This is a genomic window from Micrococcus lacusdianchii, from assembly GCF_023155805.1.
Classification (GTDB): Bacteria; Actinomycetota; Actinomycetes; order Actinomycetales; family Micrococcaceae; genus Micrococcus; species Micrococcus lacusdianchii.
The window spans coordinates 62,248-85,459 of the sequence record NZ_JAKNUW010000007.1 but is presented as its reverse complement, the minus strand read 5'-3'; the positions used below and the strand labels follow the sequence as shown (position 1 = coordinate 85,459).

Below are 23,212 nucleotides of genomic sequence, written 5' to 3'. Positions count from 1 at the left end.
GGCCCGCGGGCGGCCCCGCCGCCTCAGTCCTGGGGCACGCGCTCGCCGTGGCCGTCCTCGCGCAGGCCGGCCCGGAGGGCCTCGGCGGCCGCGTCCATGACGTCCGCCTGCGGGGAGTTGTCCACGCGGGACATGTCGAAGTCGGACATCGAGTTGGACGGCCACACGTGCACGTGCAGGTGCGGGATCTCATAGCCGGCCACCATGAGGCCGGCGCGCGACGCGCCGAACGCGCGCACCTGGACGCGACCGATCGCCTGTGCCACTCGGGTCAGGTGGGCCACCAGGTCCGGATCGACGTCCACCCACTGGTCCACCTCCTCACGGGGCACCACGAGGGTGTGGCCCGTGGCGAGCGGGCCGGCGGAGAGGAATGCCACGCAGTGCTCGTCCTGCCACACGAAGCGGGCGGGCAGCTCTCCGGCGATGATCCTGCTGAACACGGTGGCCATGGTCTCCTCCTGGGGGACGGGGTCGGGGCGGGTCTGGTCCGGGGTCCGGGGCCTCAGCGACCGCCGGGCTCGGGTCCGGTGGCCACGGGGTTCTCCGGGTCCTGGATCCATGCTGACCACGACCCCGGGTAGAGCGCCACCCCGTGGCGGCCCGCGGCCGCCAGCGTGAGGATCTGGTGCGCCGCGGTGACACCGGAGCCGCAGTAGACCGCGGCGGGCACGTCGTCGGTCAGCCCGGCTTCCTCACAGCGCGCGGCGAGCTCCGCCACGGGGCGCAGGCGGCCGTCCGGGCCCACACTGTCCGCGGTGGGCAGGCTGCGTGCCCCCGGGATGTGTCCGGCCACGGGGTCCAGGGGTTCGACCTCGCCACGGTAGCGCTCCGGCGCGCGGGCATCGAGCAGCAGCCCGCCCGCCGCGATCGCCTCCGCACCGGAGGAGTCCACCACCGGCATGCGACCCCACGAGGGATGCGCCGTGCCCGGGGCGGGGATGACCTCGCCGGGCTGCAGCGGCAGCCCGGCCTCCCGCCACGCGGCCAGGCCGCCGTCGAGGAGCACCGAGTCCGTGATGCCGGCGTGACGCAGCAGCCACCAGGCACGGGCGGCGGCGAGGCCGCGGTCGTCGTCGTACACCACCACCGTGTCCCCGTCGTCCACACCCCACAGGCGTACGGACTCGGCGAACTGGTCCGGGGCGGGCAGAGGGTGCCGGCCCTGACGGGGACCGGCGTGGCCGGCCAGCTGATTGGGCAGCGAGACGAACACCGCGCCGGGCAGGTGCCCGCGCAGGTACTCCTCGTGCCCGGAGCCGCCGCCGGCCACCGTGTACCGCACGTCCAGCAGGACGAGGCGCCCGGGGTCCGCGCGGGAGTCGAAGGCGGGGGCTGGCTGGCCTGCGTCGGCCTCCCCGCCTGTGCCGAGCCCGAGCCACCGGGCCAGCACGTCGACGGCGACCAGCGACGGCGGCGCCGCGGCCGCCGGGTCCGGACCCCCGCCCGTGGCGTGGGGGTCCACGGCCGCGGGGCCCACGGCCGCACGGGCGGCGCGCTCGGCGGGGTCCTCGACCGACTCGCGGGAGCCCTCGCGCCGGGGGGATGTGTCCGGTCCTGGGGTCTGCACGGGCCCACCCTACTGGCCGCCGCGGCGGGACGGGGCGCTGATAGCCTGGGAGGCCAGGCGCGCAGGGCCCTGTCCGGCCCCTGCGGACGACCGCCACCCGGACCCCGCCAGAAGGAGCACCCCCGCGTGAGCAGCCCCTCGTCCGAGGCCGTGGGCTCCCCCGCCCCCCGCGTGCGCAGCACGCGGCAGAAGGCCGCCGTCGACGCGGCACTGGAGCGGCTCGAGGACTTCGTCAGCGCCCAGGAGCTGCACGCGCACCTGAAGACGGCCGGGGAGCGCGTGTCCCTGGCCACGGTCTACCGGACCCTGCAGCAGCGGCTCGAGGACGGCGATGTGGACACCCTGCGCCGCGAGGACGGCGAGGCCGTGTACCGGCGGTGCGCCGTGGACGCGCACCACCACCACCTGGTGTGCCGCGTGTGCTGGACGGCCGTGGAGGTCACCGCGGACCCGGTCGAGGACTGGGCCGCCCGCGTGGCCGCGGAGCACGGCTTCTCCTCCCCCCGGCACACGGTGGAGGTCACTGGCGTGTGCGCCGACTGCGCCGCGGCCGGCCGGGCCTGAGCCCCACCCTCAGCGGCGGCCCGCCCCGTCCACCGGGTCGTCCAGGAACGGCACGGCGCCCCCCGCGGACGGCGGCGTCGGCCGGTGCAGGGCGCCCCGTCCGTACGCCGCCTCCAGGTGGGCCTCCGTGAGCACCTCCGCGGGGCTGCCGGAGGCCACCACACGACCGGCCATCAGCACCACGTGGTCCGCGGCGGCGGCCTCGTCGAGGTCATGGGTGGTGTACACCACGGACACCCCGCGCTCCGGCTCCTCATGCAGGAGGTGGTCGATGGTCCGCGCGGAGACCAGGTCCAGGCCCGTGATGGGCTCGTCCAGCAGCAGGACGTCGTGCTCCTGGGCGATCCCCTGGGCCACGTAGGCCCGCTGGCGCTGACCCCCGGACAGCTCGTCCAGGTGGCGCCCGGCCAGGTCCGCCACACCCATCCGGTCCATCGCGGCCTGCACAGCCGCACGGTCTACGGGACGCATCCGGCGAAACCAGCCGGTGCTGGGGTAGCGCCCCATGGTGACGACGTCGCGCACCGTGAGCGGCACACCGCGCGGCACCTCGACGGTCTGCATGACGAACGCCGTGCGGCGGGCGTGCCGTTCGGGCGACTCGCCCCGCACGGTGAGGGTCCCGGCGCTGGGGGCCAGGGTGCCCGCGAGAGCGTGGAGCAGCGTGGACTTGCCGGACCCGTTGGGGCCGATCACGGCCACCAGCCGGCCGGCCGGCAGGGTCAGGTCCGAGGCCGCGACGGCGAGGTGGGTGCCGCGCCGCAGCTCGAGGCCACGGGCCTCGGCGAGGGCGGCCGGAGGGGAGGTCATCGGGGCAGGCCCCCCTCGGCGTCGTGCCCGTGGTGGGCGTGCTGGAACTCCGGCGCAGTCACGGCGCGTCCACCCCGGCCGCGGACGTGGCGGCCACGGGCGGCCTGCGCGCCCGCGCGGGCCAGCAGAACGGTGAAGAAGAGGACGATCGGCACCAGTGCCATGGTGGCCGAACCGGCGGTCCCCCCGTGGTAGCTGAGCACGAGGCCCACCACCACGGACGCGGCGCCGAGCAGCGCGGCGACGGCCATCATCCGGGGCACGGTCCGGGTGACCAGCGCCGCGGTGGCCGGCGGTCCCACGAGCAGGCCGAACACCAGGACGGTGCCCACGGCCTGGAAGGATCCGATCACGGCCGCACCGATCATCACCAGCAGGAGGCTGTGCGTCAGCCGCGGACGCATGCCCAGCACGCCGGCCTTGGCCTCGGAGAAGCTCAGCGCCAGCAACGGCCGGTACAGCACGAGCGCCAGCAGGACGACCACGACGGCGATCGCCGCCTGCACCCGCAGGCCCTCCATGCTCACGCCCAGGACGTCGCCGAAGAGGATGGCGGTGAGCGAGCCCGTGTAGGAGTCGGACAGGGAGATGATCACCACGCCCAAGGCCATCATCCCCACGAAGAGGAGGCCGATGGCCGTGTCCTCCTTGAGGGTGGTGGCCCGGTGCACCAGTGAGATGCCGGCCATCATGACGACCGCGGCGACCGCGGCGCCGACGTGGGGGCTGCCGCCGAGCACGACCGCGAGCGCGATGCCCGGCAGGACGCCGTGCACGAACGCGTCGCCGAAGAAGCTCATGCCGCGCAGCACCAACCAGGTGCCCACCACGGAGCACATCAGGGCCGCGATCAGTCCGCCGATCAGGGCGCGCTGCTGGAAGCCCAGCAGGAAGGGGTCCGTCAGCCAGTCCACGGCCGGCTCAGTCGGTCAGCGCGTCCGCGAGCGTGCGGGCGTTGTAGAGCATGGCCTCGGCATAGTCCGCCTCCGACGTGCCGGCCGGGCCCACGCCGGACTCGTAGAGCTCGACGACGGCGACGTCACCGGCCTCGCGGGCCACGGTGTCCACCAGGCCGTTCTGCGCGGCCACGGACGTCACGATCGCATCGACGCCGTCCTCGCGCATGCCACCGGCCAGGGCGGCGATCTCCTGGGACGAGGGCTCGGCGTCCGTGGAGCCGCCGGGGACCACCACGCCGGAGACCTCGAAGCCGTAGGCGTCGGCGAAGTAGCCGTAGGCGTCGTGGTCCGCCACGAGGGTCCGGCGGTCCTCGGGGACCTCCGCGAGGATGCGCTCGACCTCGGCGTCCGTGGCGTCCAGCTCCTGCTGGACGGTGCGGCCGCACTCGGCATACCGCGTCTCGCCGGTGTGCTCGGCGAGGAACTCCCCCATGACGGCGGCGGCGTCGGCCATGCGGGCGACGTCCATCCACACGTGGGGATCCGAGGAACCGTGGTCGTGCCCGGCATGCTCCTCCTCCCCGGCGTGGGCGGCGTGCTCCTCGGCGGTCTCCCCCTCGTGGTCCTCGGGCACGCCCGCGCCGAAGGGCAGGGGGTCGAGCTCGGGGGCGATCTCCACCACCTCGGCGCCGTCCTGCTGCGCAGTGGCCAGGACGGACTCCAGGCCGCCCTCGAGGCCGAGTCCGTTGGCGAAGACCAGGCCGGAGCGGACCATCTGGGCCACCTGCTCGGAGGAGGCAGAGAAGTCGTGGGGGTCGTCGCCCGGACCCATCACGGACACGGCCGCGCCGCCGCCGCAGCGCGCCACCCGGTCCAGCACGGAGCCGAGCTGGGTGGTGGTGGCCACGGCCACCGCGGGGGCGCCCGCGTCCGCGGCGGAGCCGGAGGGCGCGGAGGAGCCTGCCGGCGCCGAGCCGTCCCCCGCCGAGCAGCCGGCGATCGCGAGCGCCAGGGCGGCGGAGACGGCGGTCGGGGCGACGAGGCGGTGCGGACGGGGCATGGGGGTCCTCCTGGAATGGTGCGGCACGGGCGTGCACGCCCTTCAGATGCTAACGATTCTCACTTTAGCACCGTGGCCGGTCGGCCTCGCCCGGGCGGGTCAGCGGCTGGGCGCCTGCACCACCGGACCCCCGGACCCGCCCGCCCCGGCGGCGTGCGATCCGGCCATGGACCGCCGGCGGCGCGGGGACTGGGTGACGTCGTTGATCTCACCCACCAGCTCCTCCAGCACGTCCTCGAGGAAGAGCACGCCGACCGTGGCGCCGTCGTCCGCGATCACGCGCGCGAGGTGCGAGCCGGTGCGCTGCATGAGCGCGAGCGCGTCCTCCACCTCGTCGCCGGTACGGACGTTGGCCAGCGAGCGCACCCGCGTGACGGGCACCGGCTCCGTGTAGCGGGTGGCGCCCATGGCGAGCACGTCCTTGAGGTGCAGGTAGCCGGCGTACCCGCCCTGCGGGTCCTCCACCACGAACCGCGAGTAGCCCGTGCGGCCCACGGCCCACTCCACCTGCTGCGGCGTCACGTCCTCGGGGACGGTCACCACGGCGTCGGCCGGCACCATGACGTCGCCGGCGGTGTAGGCGGAGAACTCGAGCGCCGAGTGGAGCACGCCCGACTCGTCCTCGAGGGTGCCGGAGCGCGTGGACTCGGCCACGATCGACTGCACCTCCTCCAGGGTGAATGTGGACGCGACCTCGTCCTTGGGCTCGAACCCGAAGGCGCGCAGCACCAGGTTCGCGACCCAGTTCAGGGTCACGATGATCGGCCGCAGCAGCCGGGAGAGCCACACGAGCGGCTGGGCGAGGAGCATGACGGCGCGGTCCGCGAAGGACACCGCCGCGTTCTTGGGCACCATCTCGCCCAGCGTGACGTGCAGGAAGGTCACCACGAGCAGCGCCAGCACGAACGCCACCACGTCCGCGACCGCCACGGACAGCCCGAGGGCCTCCATGGGGACCACCAGCAGGTGGTGCAGCGCGGGCTCGGAGACGTTGAGGATCAGCAGGGAGCACACGGTGATGCCCAGCTGGCACACCGCGAGCATGTCGGAGACGTGCTCCATCGCGAACAGCGCCACGCGGGCCCGCCGGGACCCGGCCTCGGCGCGCGGCTCGATCTGGGAGCGGCGCGCACCCATGACGGCGAACTCGCCCGCCACGAAGAACGCGTTGGCTGCCAGGAGCACGATCAGCCACAGCAGTCCGACGACGTCCTCGCTCATGCGATCGCCTCCTTCCGATCCGCGGGGGCCGGGTCGAAGCGCACGCGCTCCACCCGGCGCCCGTCCATGCGCTCGACCGAGATCCGGCCGCCGTCGACGTCCACGACGTCCCCGACGGCGGGGATCCGGCCGAGCCGGGCCATGACGAAGCCGCCGATGGTCTCGTACGCGCCGTCCTCGGGCACGTCGAGCGTGCCGATCTGGGCGTGCGCCTCGTCCGGTCGCAGGTCCGCCGGCAGGTACCAGCGGCCGGAGGCGGTCTGGAGGACGCCCGGGGTCACCCGGTCGTGCTCGTCGGCCACCTCGCCCACGATCTCCTCGACCACGTCCTCGAGCGTCACGACGCCGGCCGTGCCGCCGTACTCGTCCACCACGATGGCGAGCTGCAGGTTCGCCTCGCGCAGCTCGGCCAGGAGCTGGTCGAGGTGCACGGTCTCGGGGACCCGGATCACCTCGGACTTCAGGGCGCCCGCCGAGAGGTCGGCCCGGCGCTCGAGGGGCACCGCCACGACCTTCTTCAGGTGGACGACGCCCAGGACGTCGTCCGGGGACTCGCCGATCACGGGGAAGCGGGAGTAGCCGGTGCGGCGGGCGAGCTCCACCACCTCGGGCAGCGGCTCGTCCTCCCCCACAGTCTCCATGCGGATGCGGGGGGTCATCACGTCCACCGCGGTGCGCTCGGAGAAGCGCAGGGTGCGGTCCAGGAACGTGGCGGTCTGCTCGTCCAGCGTGCCCATCTGGGCGGAGCGGCGGACCAGGGAGGACAGCTCCTCCGGGCTGCGGGCGCCGGAGATCTCCTCCTTGGCCTCCAGGCCCATGCGGTGCAGCAGGCCGTTGGAGAATCCGTTGAGCACCACGATGGCCGGCTTGAACACGGCCGAGAACAGGAGCATGGGGCGGGCCAGCGCGCGCCCCAGGCGCAGGGGCTCGGCGATCGCCATGTTCTTCGGGATCAGCTCACCGATCAGCATGGACAGCAGCGTCGCCAGCGCCATGGCCAGGACCAGGGAGAGGCTGTCGGCCGCGCCCTCGGACATCCCCCACGTGATGAGCAGGGGGTCGACGAGCCGGCCGATGGCCGGGTCCATCACGTAGCCGGTCAGGAGTGTGGTCAGGGTGATGCCGAGCTGGCACGCGGAGAGCTGCGTGGAGAGGGACCTGAGGCACTTGAGCAGCGGCTCCGCACCGCGGTCCCCCGAGTCCACCATGCGCTGCACGGCGGGCACGTCGATCGCGATCATGGAGAACTCCACCATCACGAAGAAGCCCGTGCCCAGGATCAGGAGCAGCCCGACGATCAGCAGGAGCCACTCCACGAGGTGTCACCCCCCGCCGCACGGCGACGGCCGCACGGGCCGGTCAGGGGACGGGGACTGGAGGGCTCCGATCCGGCCACGTCCGCACGCGCGGACGGGCGATCTGGCACAGCAGTGTCAGCGTGGTCCATAGTCCGGTCAGTATACGGAGGCCTCCCCCTCACCAGGACCGGGAGACCGCCCGTCCCTCCGCGTACCCGGCGGCGGACTGCAGCCCCACCACGGCCCGCTCGCGGAACCCCGCGAGGTCCTCGGCGCCCGCGTAGGTCAGCGAGGAGCGCACGCCGGCGGCGATCGAGTCGACGAGGTCCGCCACCGAGGGTCGGTCCGGGTCCAGGTACATGCGGGCCTCGGACACGCCCTCCTCGAACATCGCCTTGCGGGCGCGCTCGAACGCGTCCTCGTGCCGGGTGCGCTGCTCCACGGCACGGGCCGAGGCCATCCCGAAGCTCTCTTTGTACCGTCGCCCGTCGGAGCCCTGGACCAGGTCCCCCGGGGACTCGAGCGTCCCCGCGAACCAGGACCCGACCATCACCTGGCTCGCCCCGGCCGCGAGCGCGAGCGCCACGTCCCGGGGATGCTTCACGCCGCCGTCGGCCCAGACCCGCGCCCCGAGGCGCTGCGCCTCCGCGGCGCACTCCAGGACGGCGGAGAACTGGGGCCGGCCCACGGCGGTCTGCATGCGCGTGGTGCACATGGCACCGGGGCCCACGCCCACCTTCACGACGTCGGCGCCGGCCGCCACGAGGTCCCGCACACCCTCCGCGGTCACCACGTTGCCCGCCACCACGGGCACGTCCGGGCCGAGGGCGCGGACCGCCTCGAGCGCGTCGAGCATCCGTCGCTGGTGCCCGTGCGCGGTGTCCACCACGAGCACGTCCACCCCGGCCTCGAGGAGGGCGCGGGCACGCCCGGTGACGTCCCCGTTGATCCCGATGGCGGCCCCCACCTGCAGACGGCCGCGCGGGTCCACGGCCGGCGCGTCCAGGGCGGCGCGCACGAGCCCGGCGGCCGTGGCGACGCCCACGAGGACGCCGTCCTCCACCACCGGCGCCGCCGCGCAGCGCACCTCGTGCAGGCGGGCATGGGCGAGGCGGGGACCGTCGGGGCCGGCCAGCTCCGCCGGCGTGAGCGTCACCGCGGGCGGACGCAGCACCGAGACGGCGGAGGCGAACCGGTCCACGTCACCGCAGTCCTCGGGGCCCACCACTCCCAGGAGGGCGCCGGCGCCGTCCACCACGCACACCATCCCGTGGGCGCGCCGGTCCACGCGGTCCAGCACGTCCAGGACGGTGGCCTGCGGCCCGACCGTGACGGCGGTGTCCCGGTCGACGGGGGCCGCCTTGACGTCGGACACCACCCCGGTCATCACCTCGAGGGGCAGGTCCTGCGGCAGGACGCCGAGGCCGCCGCGCCGCGCGATCGTCTCCGCCATCCGGCGCCCGGTCACCGCCGTCATGTTCGCGGCCACCACCGGAAGGGAGCCGTGGGTGCCGTCGTCGGGCGCCAGGCGCACGTCCGCGCGGCTGGCCACCTCGGAGCGGGCGGGCACGAGGAAGACGTCGTCGTAGGTGAGGTCCACGGTGGGCCGGCTGAGCAGTCGCATGCCGCCAGTCTCGCAGGGCCGCAGGTCGTGTCCGTGCCCCGCGTCACAGGGGGCGCGCGCAGCCAGGGGCCGAGGATGGCATCCGTGCACTCCCCGAGCCTGCCGCGGACAGGCCCGAACGCCTATGCTGTCCGGAGGCGTTCCCGCGCCCGCGCAGACCCGTGCGCGGACGTGCACCCGTCCGGTGGCCCGGTCGGCGGGGGCGCGCAGTCCTCCGCGGAGGCGCCACCGACCCTGGCGGCGCGTCGGCCCACCGCTCACCCAAGGTTCAGGAAGAGGCGTTTCACAGTGCCAGAACTCACGTCCGACCGGTTCTCGCAGGAGTTCCCGGGCAACGAACAGCTCGTCGCCGAGATCTACCGGAAGTACCGCGAGGACAAGGGCGCCGTCGACCGGCAGTGGGCCCAGATCTTCGCCCGCCTCGAGGCCTCGCAGCCGGAGACGGCCCCCGCGGCCCCGGCGAAGAGGGAGGAGACGGCGGCGCCGCAGGCCCCCGCGACGACGTCCCCCGCCGCCCCGGCGAAGGGCACCGGCGGCCCCGTGAAGGAGACCGTCACCGAGCGTCCCGTCGAGCCGGGCGAGCCGAAGGCCGGCAGGGACTCCGCCGCGCCGAAGTCGGCCGACCCCAAGGCCGCGCGCTCCCACGCCGCCGCCGTGCCCTCCGAGCCGGCCGCCGGGGGCGAGCCCGCCGCCCAGGAGAAGACCGAGAAGGCCACCGTCCTCAAGGGCATGGCCAAGGCCGTCGCCACCAACATGGACGCCTCCCTGTCCATGCCCACGGCCACCACCGTGCGCGACCTGCCGGCCAAGGTGCTGATCGACAACCGCACCGTGATCAACTCCCACCTGGCACGCACCCGCGGCGGCAAGGTCTCCTTCACCCACCTCATCGGCTACGCCGTGGTGAAGGCCCTCACGGCGATGCCCGCCATGAACACCACGTACGAGGAGCGCGACGGCAAGCCCACCATGGTGGAGCCCGCCCACGTGAACTTCGGCCTGGCCATCGACCTGCCCAAGCCGGACGGCACCCGCGCCCTCGTGGTGCCGAACATCAAGGCCGCAGAGACCCTGTCCTTCCGCGGCTTCTGGGAGGCCTACGACGACCTCGTCAAGCGCGCCCGGGACAACAAGCTCACGATGGACGACTACGCCGGCACCACCGTCTCCCTGACGAACCCGGGGGGCATCGGCACCGTGCACTCCGTGCCCCGCCTGTCCAAGGGCCAGGCCTCGATCATCGGCGTCGGCGCCCTGACCTACCCTGCGGCCTTCCAGGGCGCGGCCGAGTCCACGTTGAACGATCTGGCGATCTCCAAGACCATCACGCTCACCTCCACGTACGACCACCGCGTGATCCAGGGTGCCGCCTCCGGCGAGTTCCTCAAGATCGTGCACGGACTGCTGCTGGGCGAGGGCGACTTCTACGACGAGGTCTTCCGCGACCTGCGCATCCCCTACGTCCCCGTGCGCTGGGCCCAGGACGTGCAGGTCAACCCGGAAGAGCAGGTGGGCAAGGTCGCGCGCATCCAGCAGCTCATCCACGCCTACCGCGACCGCGGCCACCTGCTGGCGGACGTGGACCCGCTTGAGTACCGCATGCCCTACCACCCGGACCTCGACATCCGCGAGCACGGCCTGACCCTGTGGGACCTGGACCGCCAGTGGCCCACGGGCGGCTTCGGCGGCGAGACCACGCTGAGCCTGCGCCGGATCCTGGGCGTGCTTCGCGACGCCTACTGCCGCACCGTGGGCGTCGAGTACATGCACATCCAGAACCCGGCCGAGCGCGCCTGGTTCCAGGAGAAGCTGGAGCGGCCCTACAACAAGCCGACCCGCGAGGAGCAGCTGCGCGTGCTCGGCCGCCTCAACGCCGCCGAGGCGTTCGAGACGTTCCTGCAGACCAAGTACATCGGTCAGAAGCGCTTCTCCCTCGAGGGCGGCGAGTCCCTGATCCCGTTGCTCGACTCGATCATCGGCGACGCCGCGGACGAGGGCCTGGACGAGGTCACGATCGGCATGGCCCACCGCGGCCGCCTGAACGTGCTGACGAACATCGCCGGCAAGACCTACAGCCAGGTCTTCCGTGAGTTCGAGGGCGCGACCCCGGGCGGCGCCTCCGGCTCCGGCGATGTGAAGTACCACATGGGCACCGAGGGCACCTTCGTGTCCGACGCCGGCAACTCCACACGGGTGTACCTCGCCGCCAATCCCTCGCACCTCGAGGCCGTGGACCCGGTCCTGGAGGGCGTCACCCGCGCCAAGCAGGACCGCCTGGCGGGCGAGGGCGACGGCGGCGAGTCCTTCCCCGTCCTGCCGATCCTGGTGCACGGAGACGCCGCGTTCGCCGGTCAGGGTGTGGTGACCGAGGTCCTGATGCTCTCGCAGCTGCCCGGCTACCGCACCGGTGGCACGATCCATGTGATCGTGAACAACCAGGTCGGCTTCACCACGTCCCCGGCCGACGCGCGCTCCTCCGTCTATGCCACGGACGTGGCCAAGACGACCCAGTCGCCGATCCTCCACGTCAACGGCGACGACCCCGAGTCGGTGCTGCGCGTGGCGCAGCTGGCGTACGAGTACCGCCAGCGGTTCCACAAGGACATCGTCATCGACCTGATCTGCTACCGCCGCCGCGGGCACAACGAGGGCGACGACCCCTCGATGACGCAGCCGCGCATGTACACGCTGATCGAGCAGAAGCGCTCCACCCGCAAGCTGTACGTCGAGTCCCTCGTGGGCCGTGGCGACATCACGCAGGAGGAGGCGGACTCCGCGCTGAAGGACTACCAGCAGAAGCTGGAGCGCGTCTTCGCGGAGATCCACGCGGCCGAGTCCGGCAAGGGCGAGCAGGGCGGAGGCCTCGAGCCGGCCGCCGCGCGCGACCGCGCCCTCGAGGCCCCGGAGAGCACGGCGATCTCCTCGGAGACCCTGCGCCGGATCGGCGACGCCCACCTCGCCGTGCCGGAGGACTTCACCGTCCACCCCAAGCTGGAGCAGCTCCTCGAGCGCCGCGCCAAGATGGCCGTCGACGGCGGCATCGACTGGGGCTTCGCCGAGCTGGCCGCCTTCGGCTCCCTCCTCGCGGAGGGCGTGCCGGTCCGCCTGTCCGGTCAGGACTCGCAGCGCGGCACCTTCACGCAGCGCCACTCCGTGTTCCACGACCGGGTCACGGACCAGACCTGGACCCCCCTCGAGCACCTCTCGGAGGACGAGGCCCCGTTCTGGGTCTACAACTCGCTGCTGTCCGAGTACGCAGCCCTCGGATTCGAGTACGGCTACTCCGTGGAGCGCTCGGACGCGCTGGTCCTGTGGGAGGCGCAGTTCGGCGACTTCGTCAACGGCGCCCAGACCATGATCGACGAGTTCATCTCCTCGGCCGAGCAGAAGTGGTCGCAGAACTCGTCCGTGGTGCTGCTGCTGCCCCACGGCTACGAGGGCCAGGGCCCGGACCACTCCTCCGCCCGCATCGAGCGCTTCCTGCAGCTGTGCGCGGAGGACAACATGCGCGTGGTGAACCCGTCCCACGGCGCGAACCACTTCCACCTGCTCCGGGAGCAGGCCTACGCCCGTCCGCGCAAGCCGCTGATCGTCTTCACCCCGAAGCAGCTGCTGCGCCTGAAGGCCGCGGCCAACTCGGTGGAGGACTTCACGCGGGGCCGCTTCCAGCCGGTGATCCCGGACGACTCGGTGGAGGCCTCGGGCGTGCAGCGCGTTCTGCTGGTCTCCGGCCGGCTGTACTACGACCTGGCCGCCCGCCGGGACAAGGCGAAGGACGCCTCCACCGCGATCGTGCGCGTGGAGCAGCTGTACCCGCTGCCCACGGAGGAGATCCGCGAGCAGCTGGCGAAGTACCCCGACGCCGAGGTGCTGTGGGTGCAGGACGAGCCGGCCAACCAGGGCCCGTGGCCCTTCATGGCGCTCAACCTCCTGCCCGACCTGGACCACGAGGTGCGCCTGGTGTCCCGCGCGGCGCTCGCCGCGACGTCCGCCGGCACCAAGGGCCGCCATGACCAGGAGCTGACCTCCCTGCTGGACCAGGCGTTCGGCGCCTGACACCGCTGGTGCGGACCGGGCCTGCGGCACCGTGACGGCTCCGCGGGCCCGGCACCTCCCGATGAAAGGATTCACCGTGCAGAACCGCCAGATCCGGATCGCCGCCGTCGGCGACCACATCCTGGCCGGGGCGGGCGACCCTCGCGCCGTCGGCTGGTGGGGGCGGGTCCTGGCCCGCACCTCCGCACCGGACGTGGCCCTCGAGAACTACGTCCTCGCCGTGCCCCACGAGACCACGGAGGAGCTCGGCGCCCGCTGGTGGGGTGAGGCCTCCCGGCGCTTCTCCGAGTCCGGAGAGAACCGCCTCGTGGTGGCCCTCTCCGACGCCGACCTGGACCTCGACGCGTCCTCCAGCGCCCGTTCCCGCCTGAACCTGGCCAACGTGCTGGACACGGCGTCCCAACGGGGCATCCCCGTGCTGGTGCTCGGCCCGACCCCGTCCCTGGACGAGGCCCGCAACGATCGCCTGGCCGAGCTCAACGCGGCGTACCTGGATGTGGCGGATCGCCGCGGTCAGGTCTATGTGGACGCGTTCACCCCGCTGCGGAACCACGAGCAGTGGCGCGCGGACCTGGCCGCCGGCGGAGGTCTGCCGGGCCAGGCGGGCCACGGCCTGATTGCCTGGCTGGTGCTCCACCGCGGCTGGTACCCGTGGCTCGGCGTGCCCGAGCCGACCGCCTGATGTGACAGAATGGCTCACTGACCATCGTCCGCTTCCCCGGAGAGGAGACGCCCATGAGCAAGCGCGCACGCAAGCGCCGCGACCGCAAGAAGGGCGGCGCGAACCACGGCAAGCGTCCCAACGCCTGAGCCCCGCTCAGCGTGGTGACACGCCGGGTTCAGCACCCGCAGACATGACGACGGGCCGGTTCCCCGGAAGGGACCGGCCCGTCGTCGTGTGCGCGGCGTCGGTCAGCCGCGGCGGAGCGTGGTGGTGGAGATCTGTGTGATGCGGGTCATGATGGTGGCCCGCAGCTGCGCGGGGGCCTTCTCCTGGCAGGAACGGCGCACCGCGGAGCGGATGAGCAGCTCGAGCTCCTGCTGGTGGTGGCAGTCGGGGCACTCCTCCACGTGGGCGCGGACCTGCGCGATGTCGTCGGCTGTCAGCGCGCCGTCGAGGTACCGGTAGAGCTGCTCGAGGCGCTCTGCGCCGCCCCGGCAGTCGGGGCAGTCCTGGTCCGTGGTCATCGGCCGGCCTCCTTCCTGGTCTGCTCCTGGGCCGCGCGGCCCTTGGGACCCATGCCACGCTCCCCCGCATAGTCGGTCAGCCGCTCCCGCAGCTGCTTGCGGCCGCGGTGCAGCCGGGACATCACGGTGCCGATCGGGATGTCGAGGATCTCGGCGATCTCCTTGTAGGCGTAGCCCTCGACGTCCGCGAAGTACACCGCCAGGCGGAACTCCTCCGGGATCGCCTGGAGTGCCTCCTTGACCTCGGAGTCCGGCAGGTGGTCCAGGGCCTCGGTCTCGGCCGAGCGCAGGCCGGTGGAGGTGTGCTCGGCCGCGCGGGCCATCTGCCAGTCCTCCACCTGGTCCGTGTCCGCCTCGAGGGGCTGGCGCTGCCGCTTGCGGTACAGGTTGATGTACGTGTTCGTGAGGATGCGGTACAGCCACGCCTTGAGGTTCGTGCCCGGCCGGTACTGGTGGAAGGAGGAGTACGCCTTGGTGTACGCCTCCTGCACCAGGTCCTCCGCGTCCTGCGGGTTGCGCGTCATGCGCATGGCCGCCGAATAGAGCTGGTCCACGAACTCGAGCGCGTCCCGTTCGAACCGGGCGCGGCGCTCGGCCTCGTTCTCCCCCTCGACGTCGATGCCGGGCAGGTCGTGCTCGGGGGCGTCCGCGGGCCGGGCAATCTCCGACGTGCTGTTCTGAGTTCTCATCGCCCGCCAGTCTACGGGGGCGCGACGCACGTCCAGCAGGGTCGCCGTCATGGTCGATTCGCCTCCTCTGCTCGGCAGTGCGCTGCGCGGCCCGGCGGCCGTCGAGGGCGCCGGCGGGGGTTTGCACCCGCACGGGTCACAGCGCCCGCGTCGGACCGGGTATTCCCCGCCGCGGCCCCCGCGGACCTCGGTAGGCTGGGCGGATGACCACGCCCAGCACCCCCACGACGACGCCGGCCGCCGCCTCCCGGCCCGTGCCCGCCGACCCGTGGCCCGCGCCCGCGGCCCTCGGGCCGGTCCGGGGGACCGTGCGGCTGCCCGGCTCGAAGTCCCTGACGAACCGGTTCCTCGTGCTCGCCGCTGTGGCGGACGGGCCGTGCGTGCTGCACGGCGCCCTGGCCTCGCGGGACACCGCGCTGATGCGCGGGGCCCTCGAGGCGCTCGGCGCCCGGTGCGAGGACCGCGTGGACGGATCCCTGGTGGTGACCCCCCTGCCCGTGGGCGCGCCGCTGACGGGCGAGGTCCGCGTGGACTGCGGCCTCGCGGGGACCGTGATGCGGTTCGTGCCGGCCCTGGCGGCGCTGCGGCCCGGCGTCGTGGTGGTGGACGGGGACCCGGCGGCGCGGGTCCGGCCGATGGCGCCGCTGCTGGCGGGCCTGGAGCAGACGGGCACGCGCGTGGAGCACCTCGGCGAGCCCGGCTGCCTGCCGGTGCGGCTGACGACCGGCGCCGCGCTCGGGGACGAGGCCACCGTGGACTCCTCGGGTTCCTCCCAGTTCCTCTCCGGCCTCCTGCTCTCCGCCGCCCGACGCCCGGACGGGCTCACCGTCCGCCACACGGGCGAGCGCGTCCCGAGCCCGGAGCACGTGGCCATGACCGTGGCGTTCCTGTGCGGGCACGGGGTGCGGGTGGACGAGCCCGCCCCCGGCGTGTGGCGGGTGCACCCGGGGCCGGTGCCGGCCTTCGAGGCGCACGTGGAGCCGGACCTGTCCAACGCCGGGCCCTTCCTGGCGGCGGCCGCGGTGACCGGCGGCGAGGTGTCCGTGCCGGACTGGCCCGCGTCGACCACGCAGATCGGGGACCGCTGGCGCACGATCCTGCCCGCCTTCGGCGCGGACGTGTCCTTCGCCCCCGCCCCCGGCGACCCCTCTCGCGGCACGCTCACGGTCCGCGGCGGCGTCGACGGCGCCGGCCGACCCCGGGTGGGCGGCGCCGGGGACGTGGCGGACACCGCCGAGCTCGCGCCCACCGTGGCCGCGCTGGCACTGCTGGCCGCGGGGCCGACGCGGCTGAGCGGGATCGGGCACCTGCGCGGGCACGAGACCGACCGGCTCGCCGCGCTGACCGCCGAGGCGGCGCGCTTCGGAGTCGACGTGGTCGAGGGACCGGACGCCCTGGACTTCCCCGGCACCGGTGCCGGCGGGGCGCCGTCCGCCGCCGAGGCGCACACGTACGAGGACCACCGGATGGCGACCTTCGCCGCCGTCGTGGGGCTGCGCGCGCCCGGCACTGCGGTGCGGGACGTGGCCACCACCGCCAAGACCATGCCGGACTTCCCCGCACGGTGGGAGGGGCTCGTGGTCCCGTCCGCGCGCGTGACCGACCGAGGAGCAGACGTCTGATGGGACGACGAGTGGACCCCTCGGCCTGGGACGAGTCGGACGTGCGCGTGCGCCCGTCCAAGCGCGGCACCCGGCCGCGCACCAAGGAGCGCCCCACGCACGAGGACGCGCAGACCGGGCTGGTGACCACGGTGGACCGCGGCCGGTACACCGTGGTCCTTCCCGGACGCTCGGAGGCCCCTGTCACCGCGATGCGCGCCCGCGAGCTGCGGCGCACGCCGATTGCCACCGGGGACCGCGTGGACGTGGTGGGCGACCTCTCCGGGGGCGAGGGCACGCTCGCCCGGATCGTGCGCGTCCAGGAACGGGACACCGTGCTGCGCCGGTCCGCGGACGATTCGGACGAGGTGGAGCGCGTGGTGGTGGCCAACGCGGACACCCTGATGATCATGGTGGCCGCGGCCAACCCCGAGCCTCGCACCGGATTCATCGACCGCGCCCTCGTGGCCTGCTACGACGCCGGCATCCATCCCGTGCTGCTGATCACCAAGACGGACCTGCGGGACCCCGTGGACCTCGTGGCCCACTACGAGGCGCTGGACCTCGAGGTGATGACCTCCGGGGCCGCCCGCTTCGAGGCCGAGAGCGGGGACACGGACCTGGACGGGGGCCTCGTGGGCCGCGTGGCCGGACGCCTGGCGGGGCACACGGCCGCGTTCGTCGGCCCCTCCGGCGTGGGCAAGTCCACGCTGCTCAACGCGCTCACCGGCGCCGAACGCGCCACGGGCCACGTCAACGCCGTGACCGGCCGCGGCCGCCACACGTCCTCCTCTGCGCTGGCCATGCCCCTGCCGGGTCCGGACGGTGAGCCCCTCCCGGACACGTGGGTGGTGGACACCCCCGGCATCCGCTCCTTCGGGCTGGGCTGGGTGGAGCCGGACCGCGTGGTGGAGGCGTTCGAGGACCTCGCCGGCGGGCTGGAGGCGTGCCCGCGCGGCTGCACCCACCTGGCCGACTCCCCCGGCTGCGGGCTCGACGCGTGGGTGGCGCAGGGGCACGCCGGCGACGCCGGCCCCGCGCGCCTGGCGTCCCTGCGACGACTGCTCGGCAACCGCACGGCCGCGGAGGCAGGCGGATCGGCGTCGTCAGAGGACTGAACGGCGGGCCCCGGTATAGCGTGAGCCCCATGGAGCCCACCGAGCACGCCGAGCCCACGCCCAGCACCGCGCCGAGCGCCCCCGACGACGCCGCCCGCCGCCCCGCCCGCGACCTCACCGAGGACCTGCGCCTGGCGCACATGCTGGCGGACAACGTGGACTCCCTCACGATGGCCCGCTTCAAGGCGCAGGACCTCGAGGTGAGCACCAAGCCGGACCTCACCCCCGTCACCGACGCCGACCGCGCGGCGGAGGAGTCCATCCGGGCCACCCTGTCCCGCGCGCGGGCCCGCGACCTGATCCTGGGCGAGGAGTTCGGCGGCGAGCTCGCCAGGTCCGGACGCCAGTGGGTGGTGGACCCGATCGACGGGACCAAGAACTTCGTGCGGGGCGTGCCGGTGTGGGCCACCCTGATCGCGCTGCTGATCGACGGCGAGCCGATGGTCGGCGTCGTCTCCGCCCCCGCCCTGCACCGCCGCTGGTGGGCCGCCGCAGGCCAGGGCGCGTTCGCGGGGACGTCCCTGACGCGCGCCCAGCGGATCGGCGTCTCGCGGGTGGACCGCGTGGCGGACGCCTCCCTGTCCTTCTCCTCGATCGAGGGGTGGCGCGAACGCGGGAACATCCGGGAGTTCCTGCAGCTGACCTCGGACGTGTGGCGGGTGCGCGGGTTCGGCGACTTCTGGTCCTACATGCTCGTGGCGGAGGGCGCGGTGGACGTGGCGTGCGAGCCCGAGCTGGCGCTGCACGACATGGCCGCGCTCGTGCCGATCGTCCGCGAGGCCGGCGGCCGCTTCACCTCCCTCGAGGGCGAGGACGGCCCGTTCGGCGGCCACGCCCTGGCGACGAACGGGCTGCTGCATGACGAGGTGCTCGAGCGTCTGACGCCGCGTCAGGGCTGACCCCGTGGCAGCGGGCCGGGCTGGATCAGGCGGGGTTCCGGTGCGGGGCCCTGCCGTCGTGCCCTGGGTGGCGCTCGGCGGCGCCACCGGTGCCGTGGCGGGCTGGCTGGTGCTCACCGCCGGCGAGGCCCTGCTGAGGCCCTGGCTCGCACGCGCGTCCGGCACCACGTGGTTCTTCCTCCTCGACGCGCTGCCGCTGGTGCCGCTGGTGGTGGTGAACACCCTGGGGGCGTTCCTGCTCGGCCTGCTGTGGGGCACCTCCCGCGCGGCCGCGGCGGATCCGTCGCGGCGTGCGTGGGATCCCCGGTGGGTGCCCGCCCTGGGCACCGGCTTCCTGGGTTCGTTCACCTCGATCAGCCTGGCTCTGGCGTGGGCGGCGGCGGTGCCCGCGTGGCTCGCCTCGGGCGGGCTCCGGGGCGGACTCGGTCTGATCGGGTCCGTGGTGGAGGTGCTGGTGCACGTCTCCGCCGGGCTGGTCGTGCTCGGGGGCATGATCGTCCTCGGCACGGCCGCCGCGGCTGCGGGTCTCCGCACGGGGGCGCGTCGATGACCCCCCTCCCCCTGGTCGTGGTCCTGCTGGCGGTCGGCGGCGCCCTGGGGGCGGCCGTCCGGCACCTGCTGGACATCCGGGTGCCGCGCGGCCGCGGCGTGCTGGCCGCCAACGCGTTGGCGTGCCTGGTGTCGGGGCTGCTGGCCGGCGCCGGGCTGGTCGCGGGCACGCCGGTGCTCGGCGCACTGATGATCTCCGCCGGGGGCGCCACCCTCGGCCTGGGCACGTGGTCCACCGTGGCCGCGCGCGCTGCCGACGCGGTCCTCGTCGGGGCGTGGGCGCGCGCCGCGGCCGTGTGGGGTGCGCATGTGGGCGCGGGCCTCGTGGCCACCGTCGTGGGAGGCGTGCTCGGCCTGGCGCTGGCGCGCTGACCTCGCACCGGACCCGCATACCGAGGGTGCGCGTCCGGGCGGAAGGGGGCGCTTGAGCGCGCCGCTTTCCGCCCGCTTCTGCACAGTCGCCGGCACGGCCACGGGGGCCTCCCTGCAGCCCGCGGCCGTGCGGGACCGTCAGGCGAAGATCGACTCGAGGCGGTCGCGCACCTGCGGGGTCACCAGGTCCATCACGTCCAGGGCCTTGAGGTTCTCCTGGACCTGCTCCACGCTCGAGGCCCCGAGGATCACGGTGGACACGTGCGGGTTCGACGCCGTCCATGCGAGGGCGAGCTGCGCCGGGGTCACGTCCAGCTCGGTGGCAACATCCACGAGCTGACGGACCTTCACCGTGACCTCCTGATCCGCGATCGAGTCCTTCACGAAGTCATAGCCCTCGAGCGCTCCGCGGGAGCCCTCCGGGATGCCGTCCACGTACTTGCCGGACAGGATGCCGGAGGCCAGCGGGCTCCAGGTGGTCAGGCCGAGGCCGATGTCCTCGTAGAGGCGGGCGAACTCCTTCTCCACCTTGGTCCGGTGCAGGAGGTTGTACTGCGGCTGCTCCATCACGGGCTTGTGCAGGTGGTGGCGCTCGGCGATGTTCCAGGCGGCACGGATCTCGTCCGCGCTCCACTCCGAGGTGCCCCAGTACAGGGCCTTGCCCTGGCTGATCATGTCGCTCATGGCCCACACGGTCTCCTCGATCGGAGTGTGCGGGTCCGGGCGGTGGCAGAACACCAGGTCCACGAAGTCCAGGCCCAGGCGCTCGAGGGACCCGTCGATGCCCTGCATGAGGTACTTGCGGTTCAAGGTGTTCTTCATGTTCACCAGGTCGCCGTCGATGCCCCAGAACAGCTTCGTGGAGACGACGTACTCGTGGCGCTTCCAGCCGAGCTCGGCGATGGCCCGGCCCATGATGGTCTCGGACTCCCCGCCGGCGTACACCTCGGCGTTGTCGAAGAAGTTGACCCCGCCCTCCTTGGCGGCGGCCAGCTGGTCCTTGGCCCGGCCCACGTCGACCTGAGTGCCGAAGGTCACCCAGGAGCCGAAACTGAACTGGGAGACCCGAAGGCCGGAGGATCCGAGACGGTTGTAGATCATGTCGCTCATGGCGCCACGGTACTACCGCCACGCACGACGACGCCCCGGCGCCCTCCGTGGGGAGGGCGCCGGGGCGTCGTCGTGGTGTGGTGAGTGGAGCCGGCGGGAATTGAACCCGCGTCCGATGTGGTGTTGCCAGGTCTTCTCCGGGCGCAGTCTGCTGTGGGTGTTGCTCGGCCCTGTCCGTCCCGCAGACGGGCGGACAACCCGGGCCCAGCCGGATTGATGTCGGCATCACGACCCCCGGCAGGGGTGATGCCCAGTGGCTATCTAGCTGACGCCACGGTCCGGGGCGACAGCGACCCCGGGGTGACGGACTCGATCACTGATCAGGCAGCGAGAGCGAAGTCAGTGCGCTTGGATTCGGCACTTATTGGTGTGCAGAGAGCGTTTGACGAGATGACTCTGCATCCTCGGCCCGCTTCCCCTGTCGCGACTCACATCGTCGAAACCGATCGGCCCCTGGAGGGGTCGACACACTCACTATGAGGTTGTCAATCACCACGGCAGGCGGGGGGCGTGCGCCCGCCGGTCCTGAAACCGGCCCTGCGAGGAGTCCAACCTACCAGAGCCGGGAGGTATTCCCCAGGGGCGGGGCAGAGGGTCAGGCGACGCCGGCACGGCGGTTGCGGATCCGCATGGCGCGCTGGGCCTCGCGGTCGTCCTGCTTCTCGCGGAGCTTGTGCCGCTTGTCGTACTCACGATTGCCGCGGGCGACGCCGATCTCCACCTTGACGCGCCCGTTCAGGAAGTACAGGGACAGCGGGACGATGGTCAGACCCGGGTCCTGGATCTGACGGCTGATCTTGACCAGCTCGGCGCGGTGCAGCAACAGCTTGCGACGGCGACGGGCCGCGTGGTTGGTCCACGAGCCGTTGAGGTACTCGGGGATGTAGACCTGCTCGAGCCACAGCTCGTCCCGGTAGAACACGGCGAACCCGTCCACGAGGGACGCCTTGCCCTCGCGCAGCGACTTGACCTCGGTGCCCTGCAGGACCATGCCGGCCTCGTAGGTGTCGAGGATCGTGTAGTCGTGCCGCGCCTTCTTGTTGTTGGCGATCACCATGCGCTCGCCGGGGGCCGGCTGCTTGGCGGCCTTGCCCTTCGCGTTCTTCCCCAAGGTGCTCGCTCCTTCCGTCCTCGATCCGCGCTCAGCACAGGGTGCACCATCCTACGCGACGGCCGGCCCGCCCGCGCGGGGAGCGCGGACGGGCCGGGGCGGGCGTCGTCGCCGTGGGCGGCGATCAGGCGAGCGGGGTGCCGACGAGCTCGATCACCGTCGGGTCCATGATGATCCGGTCCACCACGGCACGGCCGGTGAGCGGGAGGGTGCCCTGCCGGGGCAGGGCCTCGATGTGCTGGACCGGAGCGCCGGAGAGGTCAGCGGAAGAGGATCAGGGCCTCGCCCTGACCGCCGCCGCCGCACAGGGCCACGGCGCTGCGGCCGGAGCCGCGGCGGCTCAGCTCATACGCGGCAGTGAGGGCCAGGCGGGCGCCGGAGGCGCCGATCGGGTGGCCGAGCGCGATGGCGCCGCCGTGGATGTTGCACCGCTCGGCCGGGTAGTCCAGATCCTTGAGCGACTGGAGGGAGACGGCCGCGAAGGCCTCGTTGATCTCGATGAAGTCCAGGTCGGCCGCGCTCCAGCCCTGCTTGCGCAGGGCGGTCGCGATGGCATCGGAGGGCTGCGAGTGCAGCTGGGAGTCCTTCGGCCCGGCGGTCTGCCCCGGGGCCCCGACCGTCGCCAGGATCTGCAGGCCCTTCTCCTCGGCGTAGGCGCGAGAGGTGACCACGAGCGCGGCGGCGCCGTCGGACAGCGGGGATGCGTTGCCGGCGGTGATGGTGCCGTCCTTCGCGAAGGCCGGGCGGAGCTTGGCGAGGGTCTCGGCGGTGGTCTCCGCCCGGATGCCCTCGTCCTTGGCGACGAGGAGCGGCTCGCCCTTGCGCTGCGGGATCTCCACGGGCGCGATCTCAGCGTCGAACACGCCCTCCTTCTGGGCCTGCGCGGCGCGCTGGTGGGAGGCCGCGGCCACCTCGTCCTGGGCGGGACGCTCGAGGCGACGCTCTCCGTTGCCGGTCTCGGTCAGCTCGCCCATGACCTCCTTGGACAGGGCGTCGGTGAGACCGTCGTAGGCCACGGAGTCCAGCACGGTGGTGGGGCCGTACTTGTAGCCCTTGCGGGCGCCCATCAGCAGGTGGGGGGCGTTGGTCATGGACTCCTGGCCGCCGGCGACGACGACGCTCGCCTCCCCGAGGCGGATCAGTCGGGCGGCGTCGATCACGGCAGTGAGGCCGGACAGGCAGACCTTGTTGATGGTCATGGCCGGGACGTCCCAGCCGATGCCCGCGGCCAGGGAGGACTGCCGGGCGGGGTTCTGCCCGGCACCGGCCTGGACCACCTGACCCATGTAGACCATGTCCACGTCCGCGGCGGGCACGCCGGCGCGCTCGAGGGCGTGCCGGATGGCGTGGGCGCCAAGCTCGACGGCCTGCAGGTCGGCCTGCTGGCCGAGCAGTCGGGTGAACGGGGTGCGGGCACCGCCGACGATCACGGCGTCAGTGGGCTGCGGCTGGGGGTGGTCGGCGGTCATGGAT

Annotated in this window: 22 protein-coding genes and 1 other RNA gene; 9 read left to right on the top strand and 14 right to left on the bottom strand. The window is 73.4% G+C overall.

Annotation, left to right across the window (positions count from 1 at the left end; translation table 11 throughout):
- Nucleotides 1-23: 23 nt before the first annotated feature.
- Together MA879_RS06230 and MA879_RS06225 are read right to left on the bottom strand one after the other, a co-directional pair.
- A complete protein-coding gene (locus MA879_RS06230; RefSeq protein WP_248124176.1) occupies nucleotides 24-452 on the bottom strand; it encodes an HIT family protein in 429 nt (142 codons plus the stop codon).
- A 53-nt stretch (nucleotides 453-505) separates the two neighbouring features.
- Nucleotides 506-1,570, bottom strand: a complete 1,065-nt coding sequence (locus MA879_RS06225; protein ID WP_248124175.1) for a sulfurtransferase — start codon at nucleotides 1,568-1,570, stop codon at nucleotides 506-508.
- Nucleotides 1,571-1,696: 126 nt separating this feature from the next.
- On the opposite strand from MA879_RS06225, the gene MA879_RS06220 reads away from it, so the two are divergent.
- On the top strand, nucleotides 1,697-2,134 hold the full coding sequence (locus MA879_RS06220; RefSeq protein WP_248124174.1) for a Fur family transcriptional regulator: 438 nt from the start codon (nucleotides 1,697-1,699) through the stop codon (nucleotides 2,132-2,134).
- A 9-nt stretch (nucleotides 2,135-2,143) separates the two neighbouring features.
- Here the strand turns inward: MA879_RS06220 and MA879_RS06215 are convergent, their stop codons facing one another.
- From MA879_RS06215 to guaB1, 6 genes are all read right to left on the bottom strand, one after another.
- Nucleotides 2,144-2,944 carry a metal ABC transporter ATP-binding protein gene (locus MA879_RS06215; RefSeq protein ID WP_248124173.1) on the bottom strand — a complete coding sequence of 267 codons (801 nt, stop codon included), beginning with the start codon at nucleotides 2,942-2,944 and terminating at the stop codon, nucleotides 2,144-2,146.
- Entirely contained in the window at nucleotides 2,941-3,858 is a 918-nt protein-coding gene (locus tag MA879_RS06210) for a metal ABC transporter permease (protein ID WP_248124172.1), read from the bottom strand. The genes MA879_RS06215 and MA879_RS06210 overlap by 4 nt, the downstream gene beginning before the upstream one ends.
- Nucleotides 3,859-3,865: 7 nt before the next feature.
- Entirely contained in the window at nucleotides 3,866-4,903 is a 1,038-nt protein-coding gene (locus MA879_RS06205; RefSeq protein ID WP_248124171.1) for a metal ABC transporter substrate-binding protein, read from the bottom strand.
- A gap of 99 nt (nucleotides 4,904-5,002) precedes the next feature.
- Entirely contained in the window at nucleotides 5,003-6,124 is a 1,122-nt protein-coding gene (locus MA879_RS06200; protein ID WP_248124170.1) for a hemolysin family protein, read from the bottom strand.
- Nucleotides 6,121-7,440, bottom strand: coding sequence for a hemolysin family protein (locus tag MA879_RS06195; RefSeq protein WP_248124169.1), 1,320 nt, complete (start codon nucleotides 7,438-7,440; stop codon nucleotides 6,121-6,123). The genes MA879_RS06200 and MA879_RS06195 overlap by 4 nt, the downstream gene beginning before the upstream one ends.
- Nucleotides 7,441-7,600: 160 nt before the next feature.
- The gene (gene guaB1, locus MA879_RS06190) at nucleotides 7,601-9,046 is read right to left on the bottom strand and encodes a GMP reductase (RefSeq protein ID WP_248124168.1); all 1,446 of its coding nucleotides are present in this window, start codon (nucleotides 9,044-9,046) and stop codon (nucleotides 7,601-7,603) included.
- A 288-nt stretch (nucleotides 9,047-9,334) separates the two neighbouring features.
- Here guaB1 and MA879_RS06185 point away from each other — a divergent pair, with 288 nt between their 5' ends.
- From MA879_RS06185 to MA879_RS12655, 3 genes are all read left to right on the top strand, one after another.
- Nucleotides 9,335-13,102 (top strand): multifunctional oxoglutarate decarboxylase/oxoglutarate dehydrogenase thiamine pyrophosphate-binding subunit/dihydrolipoyllysine-residue succinyltransferase subunit, encoded by a 3,768-nt coding sequence (locus MA879_RS06185; RefSeq protein WP_248124167.1) that lies wholly within the window; start codon nucleotides 9,335-9,337, stop codon nucleotides 13,100-13,102.
- Between the two features lie 76 nt (nucleotides 13,103-13,178).
- Nucleotides 13,179-13,784, top strand: coding sequence for a GDSL-type esterase/lipase family protein (locus tag MA879_RS06180; RefSeq protein ID WP_248124166.1), 606 nt, complete (start codon nucleotides 13,179-13,181; stop codon nucleotides 13,782-13,784).
- Between the two features lie 53 nt (nucleotides 13,785-13,837).
- The gene (locus MA879_RS12655) at nucleotides 13,838-13,912 is read left to right on the top strand and encodes a 50S ribosomal protein bL37 (RefSeq protein ID WP_096498094.1); all 75 of its coding nucleotides are present in this window, start codon (nucleotides 13,838-13,840) and stop codon (nucleotides 13,910-13,912) included.
- A gap of 102 nt (nucleotides 13,913-14,014) precedes the next feature.
- Here the strand turns inward: MA879_RS12655 and rsrA are convergent, their stop codons facing one another.
- A complete protein-coding gene (gene rsrA, locus MA879_RS06175) occupies nucleotides 14,015-14,290 on the bottom strand; it encodes a mycothiol system anti-sigma-R factor (RefSeq protein ID WP_248124165.1) in 276 nt (91 codons plus the stop codon).
- Nucleotides 14,287-14,979 (bottom strand): sigma-70 family RNA polymerase sigma factor, encoded by a 693-nt coding sequence (locus MA879_RS06170; protein WP_248124236.1) that lies wholly within the window; start codon nucleotides 14,977-14,979, stop codon nucleotides 14,287-14,289. The genes rsrA and MA879_RS06170 overlap by 4 nt, the downstream gene beginning before the upstream one ends.
- 203 nt (nucleotides 14,980-15,182) lie before the next feature.
- On the opposite strand from MA879_RS06170, the gene aroA reads away from it, so the two are divergent.
- The 5 genes from aroA to MA879_RS06145 are packed head-to-tail and all read left to right on the top strand — an operon-like array spanning nucleotide 15,183 to nucleotide 19,518.
- Nucleotides 15,183-16,601 carry a 3-phosphoshikimate 1-carboxyvinyltransferase gene (gene aroA, locus MA879_RS06165; RefSeq protein WP_248124164.1) on the top strand — a complete coding sequence of 473 codons (1,419 nt, stop codon included), beginning with the start codon at nucleotides 15,183-15,185 and terminating at the stop codon, nucleotides 16,599-16,601.
- A complete protein-coding gene (rsgA, locus tag MA879_RS06160; protein WP_248124163.1) occupies nucleotides 16,601-17,698 on the top strand; it encodes a ribosome small subunit-dependent GTPase A in 1,098 nt (365 codons plus the stop codon). Before aroA ends, rsgA begins: the two co-directional genes overlap by 1 nt.
- 29 nt (nucleotides 17,699-17,727) lie before the next feature.
- Nucleotides 17,728-18,597: a histidinol-phosphatase gene (gene hisN, locus MA879_RS06155; RefSeq protein WP_282447666.1), complete on the top strand. Its 870-nt coding sequence runs from the start codon at nucleotides 17,728-17,730 to the stop codon at nucleotides 18,595-18,597.
- A gap of 40 nt (nucleotides 18,598-18,637) precedes the next feature.
- Nucleotides 18,638-19,147 carry a FluC/FEX family fluoride channel gene (locus MA879_RS06150; protein WP_248124162.1) on the top strand — a complete coding sequence of 170 codons (510 nt, stop codon included), beginning with the start codon at nucleotides 18,638-18,640 and terminating at the stop codon, nucleotides 19,145-19,147.
- Nucleotides 19,144-19,518 carry a CrcB family protein gene (locus MA879_RS06145; RefSeq protein ID WP_248124161.1) on the top strand — a complete coding sequence of 125 codons (375 nt, stop codon included), beginning with the start codon at nucleotides 19,144-19,146 and terminating at the stop codon, nucleotides 19,516-19,518. The genes MA879_RS06150 and MA879_RS06145 overlap by 4 nt, the downstream gene beginning before the upstream one ends.
- A 138-nt stretch (nucleotides 19,519-19,656) precedes the next feature.
- Here the strand turns inward: MA879_RS06145 and MA879_RS06140 are convergent, their stop codons facing one another.
- The 4 genes from MA879_RS06140 to MA879_RS06125 all read right to left on the bottom strand — a co-directional run bounded on the left by MA879_RS06140 (nucleotide 19,657) and on the right by MA879_RS06125 (nucleotide 23,208).
- A complete protein-coding gene (locus tag MA879_RS06140) occupies nucleotides 19,657-20,628 on the bottom strand; it encodes a potassium channel beta subunit family protein (protein ID WP_248124160.1) in 972 nt (323 codons plus the stop codon).
- 82 nt (nucleotides 20,629-20,710) lie between these two features.
- Nucleotides 20,711-21,082: a transfer-messenger RNA gene (gene ssrA, locus MA879_RS06135) on the bottom strand.
- Nucleotides 21,083-21,223: 141 nt separating this feature from the next.
- Nucleotides 21,224-21,685, bottom strand: a complete 462-nt coding sequence (gene smpB / locus MA879_RS06130) for an SsrA-binding protein SmpB (RefSeq protein WP_248124231.1) — start codon at nucleotides 21,683-21,685, stop codon at nucleotides 21,224-21,226.
- 314 nt (nucleotides 21,686-21,999) lie between these two features.
- Entirely contained in the window at nucleotides 22,000-23,208 is a 1,209-nt protein-coding gene (locus MA879_RS06125) for an acetyl-CoA C-acetyltransferase (RefSeq protein WP_248124159.1), read from the bottom strand.
- Between the last annotated feature and the right edge of the window lie 4 nt (nucleotides 23,209-23,212).

Excerpts from the sequence above, each read along its gene's own strand:
- MA879_RS06170 (WP_248124236.1), bottom strand. The coding sequence starts at position 14,979 with ATGAGAACTCAGAACAGCACGTCGGAGATTGCCCGGCCCGCGGACGCC.
- hisN (WP_282447666.1), top strand. The coding sequence starts at position 17,728 with ATGGAGCCCACCGAGCACGCCGAGCCCACGCCCAGCACCGCGCCGAGC.
- MA879_RS06205 (WP_248124171.1), bottom strand. The coding sequence starts at position 4,903 with ATGCCCCGTCCGCACCGCCTCGTCGCCCCGACCGCCGTCTCCGCCGCC.
- MA879_RS06145 (WP_248124161.1), top strand. The coding sequence starts at position 19,144 with ATGACCCCCCTCCCCCTGGTCGTGGTCCTGCTGGCGGTCGGCGGCGCC.
- MA879_RS06200 (WP_248124170.1), bottom strand. The coding sequence starts at position 6,124 with ATGAGCGAGGACGTCGTCGGACTGCTGTGGCTGATCGTGCTCCTGGCA.
- rsrA (WP_248124165.1), bottom strand. The coding sequence starts at position 14,290 with ATGACCACGGACCAGGACTGCCCCGACTGCCGGGGCGGCGCAGAGCGC.
- rsgA (WP_248124163.1), top strand. The coding sequence starts at position 16,601 with ATGGGACGACGAGTGGACCCCTCGGCCTGGGACGAGTCGGACGTGCGC.
- guaB1 (WP_248124168.1), bottom strand. The coding sequence starts at position 9,046 with ATGCGACTGCTCAGCCGGCCCACCGTGGACCTCACCTACGACGACGTC.
- MA879_RS06230 (WP_248124176.1), bottom strand. The coding sequence starts at position 452 with ATGGCCACCGTGTTCAGCAGGATCATCGCCGGAGAGCTGCCCGCCCGC.
- MA879_RS06215 (WP_248124173.1), bottom strand. The coding sequence starts at position 2,944 with ATGACCTCCCCTCCGGCCGCCCTCGCCGAGGCCCGTGGCCTCGAGCTG.
- aroA (WP_248124164.1), top strand. The coding sequence starts at position 15,183 with ATGACCACGCCCAGCACCCCCACGACGACGCCGGCCGCCGCCTCCCGG.
- MA879_RS06125 (WP_248124159.1), bottom strand. The coding sequence starts at position 23,208 with ATGACCGCCGACCACCCCCAGCCGCAGCCCACTGACGCCGTGATCGTC.
- smpB (WP_248124231.1), bottom strand. The coding sequence starts at position 21,685 with ATGGTGATCGCCAACAACAAGAAGGCGCGGCACGACTACACGATCCTC.
- MA879_RS06140 (WP_248124160.1), bottom strand. The coding sequence starts at position 20,628 with ATGAGCGACATGATCTACAACCGTCTCGGATCCTCCGGCCTTCGGGTC.